Raw genomic sequence first — 11,956 nt, forward strand, 5'->3', positions numbered from 1 at the left:
TACATTTAATGATGGAAGTTGCTGTAAACCAGGCTCTGTTGGCTTAGAACTTAAAGGATCTTTATCCAGGTGAATCAAGGAATTACCCAATGCTGATAAAGAGGAATCAAAAGACTTTTCAGAATTATCAAACATAATGGACTCCTAAATCATTTATGAAAATGTCAATTCGTATAGGGTAGGGAATGCTGACCGACAATGCTTATCCTCAGCACACCTCAACTATTCGGTATTGTTTGCACAAAAATCAGATATGAATCTCTCTAAATCAATAAAATGAAAATATTGAAAATATTGACACTAATTCAACCCATATCAGGGTAGATTTTGTCGGAATTTTTAAGATTCAAATACTTGACAAGATTTTTGTAGAACAATTAACTGTCACGAAATCAATATAAAATGATTGACACTCATACCACCACAGTATAAAAAATTTATTTTTGGGTTATTTTATACTAAAGTTTACATTAATTACGCATAAATGCCATGAAAGCCTTGATTTACCGTAGGCGCAATTCATCAGTTACTCTTACTTAGCAGGTAAATCTTAATATTTTGTAATCTATTAGCAAATAAAAGGCTAAAATCAATCTTCTCGGTCATTTATCGTCCCAAATAACTTTATGTATTTTGTGACTTAGTTCTTTAAATACAAATCTGTTTAATTTTATTTAAATATATTTTAGCTAGATTAGATTCTATTTTATTTATAGACAATACAGTAAAAAACCAACACCTAACCTAGATTGGGGAAACATTCAATCATAAGGGATGCTACTTAAATGAGATTGATCAGCTTCAGAAAATAAGAAAACCACTTTAAAAACTTCTACCTTAAAAGGCAAAATATCTGGTTTATTTCAACACAAAATAATATAAGATGCAAAATGTTATAGATAAACTAAAGTGTTTATAAAATTTGTTTATTTATCTACATTTATAAATAAATAATGAGTAACTTTAAGCAACAAATAAACAATAAATTAGAGCATTTTTTCCTATTAATTTTTATAGAATTAAGTCAGACAAGAAAGTGTTACATGAAAACAATGCAATCAACATCTTTAGCTGCATACTGAAAATACAATCAGCAATATTTGAGATTTTCTTTGTCAAGCACCTCAGCTATGAATTTTGTTTTGTTCACAGGATAAAAGCTAACCTGTCCAAAATCAAAATCTTGAACTGATAACTTCCATGGCCTAGCCATATTCACACTTATGCACCAAAGAGGTCATGATATTTAACAATTTTCAGCGAAAACTGCGCCAAGAAGCACAACTTTGGCGAGACGAAGGAATTATTAGTTCTTCCCAGCATGAACAAATAGCCAAGCGTTATCAACTCAATAACTTAGAAGAATCTACTCGTGATGGTTTTAGCATCATTGCTATTGTTATAGGTGGCTTACTTTTAGGCTTGGGTGTAATGACACTTGTGGGTGCAAATTGGCAAGGTTGGTCACGAGAAGTCAAGTTTATCTTGTTAATGAGTTTATTTCTCTCTACTGCTATTACTGGTTTTTTGACCTGGAGAGAACCCACACTCACCACAAATCAAAGTAAAAAATCTCAACAAGGTAAACGGACATTGGGAGAAGCATTGTTAATTCTCAGTGCTTTCATTTTAGGGGCAACCTTAATGTTAATGGGGCAAATATTTAATATTAGCAGTTCAACTTCTGAGTTATTTTTAGCTTGGGGGTTTGGGGTATTAGTCATGGCTTATAGCCTTTCCCTTAATTCTTTGGGAATTATGGCCATTATCCTCATTCAAATTGGTTATTGGATAGGAATTGGTGATTTATGGTCTGTGCCTGGAGAATTGAATTGGGCGCGGTTAGCTGTGCGTCATATGCCTCTATTGTCCTGGTTGCTATTTGTTCCTCTAGCTTATATTTGTCGGTCTCGATGGATTTTTGGTATGGGAGTTTTGGCATTTATTCTATCTTTACAATACAATCTCAACCCTTTACCACTGTTAACATTTTCTGATGTCATTTCTTGGACAGCTTCTTTTGCTTTAGCCCTACCACCTGCCTTACTTTGGAGTTATGATGATCTACTTTTTCCTACTGTTAATTATAGGTTATTTCAACCCTTAGCCCGTAATTTGGGATTGATATGTTTTGGTGTAGTTTTTTATCTTTTGTCTTTCCGTTGGCAATGGCAAGCTGTAGACTTGAGTTATGATCAACCCAATAATTTATCGAATGTATTCCAGTCGTTACCAATTATTGATTTGGGGATTCTTAGTGGTTTGGCTGTATTGCAATGGTTGTTTTTAGTTCGTCACAGAAATAGTCCACTCCGACGAGAAGTATTTTTTAAAATCGTCATCATTACTACTTTTTTGGCGTTCATTATCATTACTCCTTTTTGGCATCAGGCTATCACTAGAATCACTGAAATAGGCATTTTTATCTTCAATATTCTCCTGGTAATATTAGCCTGGGGATTAATTCAAGAAGGTTTAAAGTTAAGCAATAGAACTACTTTTTGGTGTGGTATGCTATTATTTACTCTGCAAATTATTAGCCGGGTTTTAGAGTATAATACTGATGTCCTTTTTCGGGCTTTAGTATTTGCCTCTTGTGGTTATTCCCTCATTGCTGCTGGACTTTGGTTTGAACGGCGTTTTACTACATCTAAAAGTAGTAATAACCAGAAATAGAATAATTTTTCTATGCTCATGAAAGCATATTCATAAATCTCTGCGAATAAATTCCTATCGTAAATTTAGAACTAAGAGGAAAAGTATTTTTTCCTATCATCTATTACCAATTAATACATTAATCTCATGAAAAGCGACTCTCCTGAATCAAAAAAAACCTTAACTCCCGAAATGGAATTTTCTGAAAAGTTGACTTTTCGGGATTATCTAATCGCTACAGAACAGAAGGCTAATAAACCTTTACCAATTTGGCGATTAATTACCCCTTTATTGTTTCAAGTTGGTTTAATTTTAGCTGTACCTGTTCAAGCAATATATACAGGTATGGCTGGTAAAACGATAATTTTGCAAACTGTATCTGCAAATTCTGATAATCTATTTAGGAGTTCTTCATTAAACTTGAATTATGATATCTCCCGTCCCGAAATGTTGAGAAAAGTATCAGGTTGGCGGGAATGGGTGCGAAAAAATTCCCGCAGAAATGGACAAATTATCCAGGGAAGTACCTTATATCTAATTTTGCAGGAACAACAATCTTTTAATCGTAATCAATTTCAGTCCTGGAAACCTGTACGCGTAAGTATTAATCGTCCTGTTTCTCTAGTTAATAATCAAGTAACTTTAAGGGGTAATTATCAGAATGGCTTAGTTAATTATGGTTTAGAAAACTATTTCATTTCTGACGCACAAAGACAACAAATCAATAATGATCTTGCACAAATTCAGGAAAATCGAGATAGTAGAGAAGAACCAATATTAGTGAGGATAAAAGTAGACCCTCAAGGTAATGCTCTTCCTACAGGTTTATCCATACGAAATCGTAATTATCCTTTTCAGTAAGTAAATAGACATCTGGGGTAATTAAATGTGCATAACCTGAAACTCTTGTAGGGACAATTCATGAATTGTCCCTAGGATAATTTTCACCAGATGTCTAATAGACTGCAATAAATATCAAAGTGCAGATTTACGGCTGTTTTCAGATCATAAATTATCCACAATTATCCTTAGTTATTCATTGTCAATTGTCAATTACTGCTAATACAGATTTGGGTAATAACTTTTCTTTAAACCAAACAATTCTCGCGGGAACATGATCTAATTTTACTCCAGCTTTTTCTAAGTTCAATCTTTCGGAAATTGCTAAAATCAAATTGTCGCAATTTGCCCGTTTTATTTGAGAAAATTTCTTTTGTAAATATTCTGGTCTCCAATAACCAATTATTTCTAAAATAAATACCCGTCCGTCTGCATGAACTAATCGAAAATCGGGAATCATCACACTACCAGGAATGGGAATTAAATTAACTTCTCTCTCTAATATCCAACCACTTTTTAAGCCATCCCATTTACTAGCAAAAGATTCCTCTAACATACTATCATAAGGTTTACCTGGAGGATAATGGGAGACTAATCCACATTCAGAATTAAGGCTAAAACGTGCTATTTTTAAGTCATTTGTGTAAAAATCACGAGTTTGTAAGGTCGCTGATAAACTCCATTTTGTCACATGAAGTAAAGCGGGAATTAATTTGGCTATAGCTAAACCATAACGGGTACTGGAAGTAAATAAACTTGCAGGACCATCTACACTAATTGTAAAACCATGATCTGCATCACCTTCAATATAAGCCATTAATTGAAATAGCTTTAAATAACGAAACAATAGTTTATATTCTCCGGGAACATTGCGATGAGCATTTAATACTAATTGAGTTGCTTTATAAAAAACTCCTTGAATTTGAGATATATTATAACGATGTAAAACATCTTCTGGTTTGGGAGCATCAAAAGCAGTTAAAATTTTATTTTCTGATAAATCTGCGTAAAGTCCGTCTCGTATTTGGTTATGTAAAATTTCTTGGTTGAGTTCTTGACTTAAATCAGCCGCAATTTTATTTAAAGTAATATCCGTTAATTCTCGACTACAAGTAGATTTGGCTGCTAAAGTAAATACCCTTTCTCTTAACATTGCTGGTTCGAGAGGACTGACTATTTCAAAAGTACAAAAACTGCTCTTGAGAATATAAGCTAAACCCCGTTTCATGCGGTAATCTGTGGTATCTCCTTCAAAGTCTGCTAATTGACGTTCTAATAATCCTTGAGTTTTCCCGACTGCTTCCTGAAAAAAACTAATTAAATCGCTGGCTAAATTCAAATGTTTATGATCAAGTTTCAGTCTCTTCGGAATAATTTCCTCGCCGTTTTGGCGGTGTATCAGTAAGTCCGTTGGTAACATCTTTCTTTTTAGTTGAATAGTTAATTTCTAATTGTTCTGCTGCTTTTAAATCGCTGTTCTTTTCTCCACCATAAATAACTTGTAAATTCGCCTTTTTTGGTTTTTCTTCCTGAGTGTTATTTTCTCCCCTGCGTCTGGCTGAAGTTCCCTCTTCGCTCGTATCTTCAGCTATGACTTCATATAAAATTGCTTGTTTATTTGCTAAATTTCCCTTGCGTAAAATTCTCCCCAATCTTTGAATATATTCCCGCGTTGAACCCGTACCTGATAGAATAATCGCAATACTGGCGGCGGGAACATCTACACCTTCATTTAAGACATTAGAAGCAACTAAGGTATTATATTCCCCGGCTTTAAATTTAGTTAAAATTTCGTGTCTTTCTTTGACTGGTGTTTGATGAGTAATGGCGGGAATTAATAAATCTTGAGAAATACGATAAACTGTAGCATTATCAGCGGTAAAAATCAAAATTCTTTCGGGATAATGGGTGGTTAATAAGTTCACAAGTACCCGCAATTTACCATCAGTTCCTAAAGCGATTTCTTTGGCTTGACGATGTGCTAACATTGCTCTACGTCCAGGTTGGGATCTTGCACTCATTTGCACAAACATTTGCCAACCTTGGATGCTTCCTAAAGAGATTTTTGATTGTTTTAAAAAATCATTGCGAGTTTGAATTAACTGATGATATTTTTCTCGTTCTAATGGAGATAATTTAACTTTAATTTGTACAATTTCATGAGCAGCTAAAGCTTTACCAGCTAAATCTTCAGCGCGTTTACGATAAACTTCTCTACCAATAAGAATATTCAAATCAGTGTGTTTACCATCTGTGCGTTCTGGTGTTGCAGACAGTCCTAAACGATAGGGAGCGATCGCATATTCAGCAATAACTCTGTTAAAATCTGTAGGTAGGTGATGACATTCATCAAAAATTATCAAGGCATATTTATTACCTAAACTCTCCGCATGAATAGCGGCGCTATTATAGGTAGCAATTAAAATCGGTGTTCTATCCCGTGAACCACCCCCCAATAAACCTACCTCCTGGTCAGGAAAAGCCGCGACTAAGTGAGCATACCACTGGTGCATTAAATCCAAAGTTGGGACTACAATCAAGGTGGTGCGTGGTGTGGACTGCATAGCCATTTGCGCCAAATAGGTCTTACCCGCTGCTGTTGGTAGCACAACTACCCCCTGTCGTCCAGCCAGTTTCCAAGCCGCTAAAGCCTCATTTTGGTGGGGATAGGGTGTCATTTCTACACTAGCAATTAACTCCAAAGGATAAAAAGCTTTAGCTTCATCCATAAAATCCGTAGTTTCGGCTTGAAGTGCTTCAACTAAGGAACGGTATCTTATGGCCGGAATACGGAACTTTTCTACTCTATCATCCCATGTAGCATAATCTATCCAAGTTTTACTCCGTGGTGGTGGGTGTAAAATTAATGTACCACGATCAAAAGTTAAGGTAGGGTGACGAGCCATTTTTCTCTGAATAGGGTTATGGGGTGTGATGTAACTACTCATAACCCAAAATGGTTATGATATCTAAATAGAGTTGAGTGATATTATTTTTGAACCCAACAAATGCCAGTTTCTGCAAATTATTCCTTGAGTTCTATTATGTCTATAATAGAGTTATTTTATCTTTCACCTTTTCACTAATATGAGAATCAGCGCAACTATAAACAAGGTGGACTATCTCCGCATCAGTTTAATTGATCGTTGCAATTTTCGTTGTCAATACTGTATGCCTACAGGTGCAGAATTTGATTATATCCTTAAACAGCAATTGTTAACTGATGCAGAATTGCTTACTCTCATTCAAGAGGTATTTATCCCCGTCGGTTTTACCCGCTTTCGCTTAACCGGTGGTGAACCTTTACTCCGTCCGCATATAGTTGATTTAGTTGGGAAAATTGCTCGTCTTCCCCAAACTGAAGATATAGGAATGACTACAAATGGTTTTCTACTCGCCCCCATAGCCCAAAATCTCTATGATGCAGGTTTAAAAAGAATTAATATTAGTTTAGATTCTCTAGATCCAGATATATTTGCAGAAATTACTGGTAATTATGGACGTAAACGCTGGGAACAAGTGTGGCAAGGTATCCAAGCTGCTTATAGTGTGGGATTTAACCCGCTAAAATTAAATGTGGTGGTAATTCCGGGCGTTAATGACCATGAAATCTTAGATTTGGCTGCTTTAACTATTGATAAACAATGGCACGTTAGATTTATTGAATTTATGCCTATTGGTAACGGAGACTTATTTAGCGATCGCGGTTGGATATCTTCAGCGGATTTACGTCAATCTATTTATGCGCGTTGGGGATTGACAAAATCCCAAGTTTGTGGTAACGGACCTGCTGATATATTTCAAATTCCTGGGGCTAAAGGCACAATAGGATTTATTAGCCAAATGTCAGAATGTTTTTGCGATCGCTGTAACCGGATGCGTCTTAGCGCCGACGGTTGGCTACGTCCCTGCTTACTAAATGAAACTGGTCAAATTAACTTAAAATCGTCTTTACGCGCTGGTATTAGTACCACAGAGCTACAAACACAAGTGAGACAAATTTTAAATATCAAATCAGAAATAAACTTTAAACAACGTGACTCTGGTACTCTCGGCACTTATGCCCGTACCATGTCCCAGATTGGTGGTTAGTCAGTTAATATCAGGGAATTTTAGATTTTATAGGGCTAACACAATTGTCACAAAAAATAAATTATAATCTTCTGTTTTTAAACAGATATCTAGCCCTGACGAATGTGGTGATAGAGTCTCGAAGAGAGGACTAAAGTCCTCACTACGATTTAGATATTATACCAGTAAGTTCTGTTTTAGATCTTGGATTGTAGATGCAAAGAAAAACAATTCTCATCAAAATCGTCAATCCAAAATCCAAAATTGTCCTACGCTTGACGTGAATAGTATTCCACCACGAGTAGTTCATTAACTTGTAGCGCCACCCATTCCCGTTCAATTATACTATTGACCTTACCAGCCAACTTAGTTTTATCAAACTCTAAATGACTAGGAAGATTAGCCAAACCAGGATATTGCAGGTTAGCTTCCACTAACTTCTTAGAAGCTTCTCTGTTTCTGACAGCAACTTCCTCACCGGCACGGCATTGATAGCTGGCAATATTTACTACTCGACCATTAACAGTTACGTGTCCGTGATTTACCAATTGACGGGCGGCGGGGATTGTCGGAGCCATACCCATACGGAAAACGGTATTATCCAAGCGCATTTCTAACAATTGCAGTAATACCTGTCCAGTAGAACCAGCCACTCGTCTAGCTTTACGGACATAGCGCAGCATTTGTTTTTCGGTCAACCCGTAGTTCATGCGGAGTTTTTGCTTTTCCTCTAAACGGATAGCATACTCAGATCGCTTTTTACGGTTTTGACCATGTTGTCCTGGGGGATAAGCGCGTCTAGCACTCTTCCGAGTTAAGCCTGGTAATTCGCCTAAACGGCGGACAATTCTGAGGCGGGGTCCTCTATATCGGGACATGAGTTTCCTTAGTTTAATCCTTCTAAAATTTTATTCAGACTTACTATTATGACATAGTTCCCAATCATGATAGACATTTTATGGTTAAATTGTCTTCTATTTACAAATAAAATTCACAGCAATCAATCAGTTAAATCCACCAATTTTTGGCTGATTTTTGATGATTACACCCACCTGACTAAATCAGAGAAGATGTCTAACCAGATTTTCAGGTAGCATAACCTTGGTTAATTGGAGAATAGTTATCGAAAGAACCCAAAAAAATTAGTAACTTTGGGAACAAATCAACAAATTATTGCTTCATTGTATTTACAGCATTATTGATAACTATAGGTGATGATTAACCAGTAGTTTAAGGACTATGACTGTTACCGATTCTTCAGGAGACCACCAGATGAGCATCAGGTTTGTACTGCTCAACTACTGAGTATAAGTACCACATAACATTGACCACCGGAGTGATCCTGATCATGTAGTAAAAATTTATCAGCCTACACAAATTACACCTGTGGTTGTCCTTGATTTCTTTCACCACAACGTCCACAGGATTGAGCAACCTGTGTAGTTAGGAGCAATAAATTTAGCCACTTTTATTAAGTGTGTTCTGGGTTTACGTCAGCAAATTGACTTGTGTCCCACTCAGGCGTGAGATGCTTGTATTGATGCCAGTGAAGGACATAGGGTTTTGGCGAGTTGTCTGCTAATATCTTGTGTTAATACTAAGTTAATAAAGTATAAGCGCACTCATTACTTGCCATGGATGAACAGATTTATCATTGTAGTCTTGGTAAATGTGCCACCGCAAGATCAAAATAGTGTCCTCTATTCATCATCCTTATTACCAAAAACCATTTGTAAGATCATTGGCACTCCGCCCTCCTGGTGATATTTATCGCCCCAAGAACGAATAACCTCGTCTAATTCGTCTATTGCTTGCTCGATTTGATCAGCCGGAATATCCAGTTCTTCCACAGCCCGCATCGTGTTTGGTTTCCGATCTGCCCAATATTTCATCATGCGGAAATATCGGGCTGTATCCTCTACCATCGTGTATGTGCGCTCTTGATCATCAGCAGGAGAATAAAAGGGACGAGTTAGAGCATAAAAGGGCATACCCCAGGGAGAATCAATGCGTGTTACCGTTCCTGAATACAATAGCCGACGCTTGATATGTTCTGCTAATGCTTCACTCAAGGGCATTTGGTGATTAGGGGGTAAGTCCTCCTGCGATCGCTTATGAAGAAAATCAATTAACTCCATAAATTCAAATGAGGTAACTAACTTAGCATCAGGAAGATTTTTCGGTAGCTTTTGCTCAATTTGTTTTTTCTCTTCGCTGGTTAGACTCGTACCAGGAACACGGGATCTTCCTGGTTGCCAAGGATATTTTTCCATCCAGACATAAGGAAGTTGAATCAGATAGCGAGGTTCTTGGGAACCCAGCATTTTTAGCAGTTTGCCCTCAGTTAAAGCTTGTCTTACTTCTTCTACAATGATTTTAACTCGCTTTGGCTCAAGGTGGTGCAAATGTCCGGTCATTCGCAGGTTTTGTCCCTGCTCTAAATAGGTCATGTAAATTGCACACTTGGCTGCTGTTGCGGCTGCATCTAAAAATGCTCCATGCCTGTGTCCACCTGTACGCATGGCACTGAAGGCTAGGTAAAGCATGATCTGATCCATAGCACTAGGTCCAAGACGCTTAATCAGATCTATGTCGTTGGTCATATTCTACAGACGATTTAATGGCTCGGTTACAAGTATGATGTTCAAATTAAATTACTGATTATACACCCATTTTGAAAAAATGATCTCTCAACTGCAAACCTAAAATTATGGGTTGACTCGGAAATTTTTAGGTAGTAAATGTGCAGGGTGTAAATTGGCAATTTTTTGCCTCAGACTGACTAACCCCTCCCTCTGGAATGACTCGGAAACTTTAGATATCCAGGGTTTTGAGATGCAGGGTCCTGGGGAGGATGGGGAAAGTAGAATGATTTGCATTTTTCCTATTAGAACCCAGTATAACTTTCTCTTTCTTAAATATCTATATATTTTGCCAAAAATTTTTCCATACCTTTCTTGATTATGACTTTTGATACTCATTTATCAACGTCTAAATCAGTTCTCAAGGGGAGACAGGTAATAGGGAATAGGAATTTTCCCATTACCAGTAGTCACTGACAACTGACTATTTAGAAGGTTGTGGCTGATTTGGCGTTTTTCTCCAACTAATACAGGCAGCACCAACAGTAACTAATATAATTCCCATGACTTGGATAATATCCAGGGATTCTTGCAGCATTAAACCAGCAAAAATTACCGTGAAAATGGGGACTGTAGCCCCAATTAAAGAGGAGAGAGGAGTGCCTAGTTTACGAATGCCAAAATTATTGAATAAGTAACCGCACAAGGTTAAAACACCTAATATAAAAGCACTTAAAACCAGTTCGAGTACATTAGATGAGTTAATTACTAAACCTAAATTACTTGGTAGAGGTATGATTAAGCACGTAAAACTTAATAACAGCATGGTAGTAAAGTTAATTAGTGTCAAAGATACGGGATGTAATTTGAGTTTAGTGGCGCATATTTTAGTAACAAGAACGTAAATTGCAAATACTATCCCGGATAGAATGGCTGTCGTGCTTCCTAATGAGGTATTGTTCACCACTACCTGACCACCTAAAATTAACAATTCACCCGCGAAAATTGCCGCCATTGCACCAGTGATCAGTAAATTAGGACGCTCCTGAAACAAAAACCACGACAGAAAAACACTCATAACCGGATAGACAAAGAAAAGAGCGATCGCCATGGACGTGGTTACTTCACCAATAGCCAGATAAATAAGTACCTGTGATATAAATAACAATAAACCACTAATTACTGATAAAAATAAAGCCTGTTTAGTGTTGTTTTGGCTGGGAATTGCTTTCCCCCGTAAGGAAGCAAATAAATTTTCTAAGTCTTGCCAAATAGAGGGATGTAATATAGGCGACAGCATTAACATTAATGGTACAACCACTAATAAACGTAGCATTAAAATTAAGAAAATATTACCCAATGTAGGCAAGATCAACTGCTGTGTTTCCAATCTTCCCAAGGAGTTAGAATTATAACCCGTAAAGAAGATTGCCTTAATAGCTACGTTGTAAAGAGACGAAACCACTGTATACAAGGAAATCAACAAAAAACCTATCTGTAACTCTGACCAGTTGGGAGATGTTTGTTGTCTTTGTTGTCTCGGAGTTGTTTGTTGTTTAGGTGTTATTTCCCGTCTTAATTTTGGTGTCGGGGGTCGTCTTGTTGATAAATTATCAGTTAAGACGGAACTGATCTCAGGTGGTGTATTTTCTAGCACTGGTGCTGTTAATACTTGAGAAGTTAAGACAGTAGTAAGTTCAGGAGTTTTTACTGCTGGTGAAGTAGTTGGTAAATCTGGTTTTATGAAAGAATCAGGTTGAGGGTTTTCATCTGCTGGTGAAGTAGTTGGTAAATCTGGATTTATGAAA

Annotated in this window: 8 protein-coding genes; 3 read left to right on the forward strand and 5 right to left on the reverse strand. The window is 36.8% G+C overall.

The genetic code is table 11. The features are described 5' to 3' along the window. Positions 1-1,239 precede the first annotated feature (1,239 nt). Both ACIR310F_RS0101570 and ACIR310F_RS0101575 read left to right on the forward strand, forming a co-directional pair. Positions 1,240-2,676 (forward strand): DUF2157 domain-containing protein, encoded by a 1,437-nt coding sequence (locus tag ACIR310F_RS0101570; protein WP_028082307.1) that lies wholly within the window; start codon positions 1,240-1,242, stop codon positions 2,674-2,676. A 126-nt stretch (positions 2,677-2,802) separates the two neighbouring features. Continuing rightward, entirely contained in the window at positions 2,803-3,516 is a 714-nt protein-coding gene (locus ACIR310F_RS0101575) for a GDYXXLXY domain-containing protein (protein ID WP_028082308.1), read from the forward strand. A 181-nt stretch (positions 3,517-3,697) separates the two neighbouring features. On the opposite strand, the gene ACIR310F_RS0101580 is transcribed toward ACIR310F_RS0101575, so the two are convergent. Beyond that, positions 3,698-4,915, reverse strand: coding sequence for a DUF790 family protein (locus ACIR310F_RS0101580; protein ID WP_028082309.1), 1,218 nt, complete (start codon positions 4,913-4,915; stop codon positions 3,698-3,700). Continuing rightward, positions 4,845-6,401, reverse strand: a complete 1,557-nt coding sequence (locus ACIR310F_RS0101585; RefSeq protein WP_028082310.1) for a DEAD/DEAH box helicase — start codon at positions 6,399-6,401, stop codon at positions 4,845-4,847. Before ACIR310F_RS0101585 ends, ACIR310F_RS0101580 begins: the two co-directional genes overlap by 71 nt. A gap of 199 nt (positions 6,402-6,600) precedes the next feature. Here ACIR310F_RS0101585 and moaA point away from each other — a divergent pair, with 199 nt between their 5' ends. Next, positions 6,601-7,587 carry a GTP 3',8-cyclase MoaA gene (gene moaA, locus ACIR310F_RS0101590; protein ID WP_028082311.1) on the forward strand — a complete coding sequence of 329 codons (987 nt, stop codon included), beginning with the start codon at positions 6,601-6,603 and terminating at the stop codon, positions 7,585-7,587. Between the two features lie 248 nt (positions 7,588-7,835). Here the strand turns inward: moaA and rpsD are convergent, their stop codons facing one another. From rpsD to ACIR310F_RS21200, 3 genes are all read right to left on the reverse strand, one after another. Continuing rightward, positions 7,836-8,444, reverse strand: coding sequence for a 30S ribosomal protein S4 (gene rpsD, locus ACIR310F_RS0101595; protein ID WP_028082312.1), 609 nt, complete (start codon positions 8,442-8,444; stop codon positions 7,836-7,838). An 822-nt stretch (positions 8,445-9,266) separates the two neighbouring features. Next, positions 9,267-10,169: a heterocyst differentiation master regulator HetR gene (gene hetR, locus ACIR310F_RS0101600; RefSeq protein WP_028082313.1), complete on the reverse strand. Its 903-nt coding sequence runs from the start codon at positions 10,167-10,169 to the stop codon at positions 9,267-9,269. Positions 10,170-10,632: 463 nt separating this feature from the next. After that, a partial coding sequence (locus ACIR310F_RS21200) for a DMT family transporter (protein WP_155963574.1) occupies positions 10,633-11,956 on the reverse strand: 1,324 nt, incomplete at its 5' end.

This window comes from Dolichospermum circinale AWQC310F (assembly GCF_000426925.1).
Lineage (GTDB): Bacteria > Cyanobacteriota > Cyanobacteriia > Cyanobacteriales > Nostocaceae > Dolichospermum > Dolichospermum circinale.

Coding starts and splice junctions, on each gene's coding strand:
- ACIR310F_RS0101570 (WP_028082307.1), top strand. CDS start 1,240: ATGATATTTAACAATTTTCAGCGAAAACTGCGCCAAGAAGCACAACTT.
- ACIR310F_RS0101575 (WP_028082308.1), top strand. CDS start 2,803: ATGAAAAGCGACTCTCCTGAATCAAAAAAAACCTTAACTCCCGAAATG.
- ACIR310F_RS0101580 (WP_028082309.1), bottom strand. CDS start 4,915: ATGTTACCAACGGACTTACTGATACACCGCCAAAACGGCGAGGAAATT.
- ACIR310F_RS0101585 (WP_028082310.1), bottom strand. CDS start 6,401: ATGGCTCGTCACCCTACCTTAACTTTTGATCGTGGTACATTAATTTTA.
- rpsD (WP_028082312.1), bottom strand. CDS start 8,444: ATGTCCCGATATAGAGGACCCCGCCTCAGAATTGTCCGCCGTTTAGGC.
- hetR (WP_028082313.1), bottom strand. CDS start 10,169: ATGACCAACGACATAGATCTGATTAAGCGTCTTGGACCTAGTGCTATG.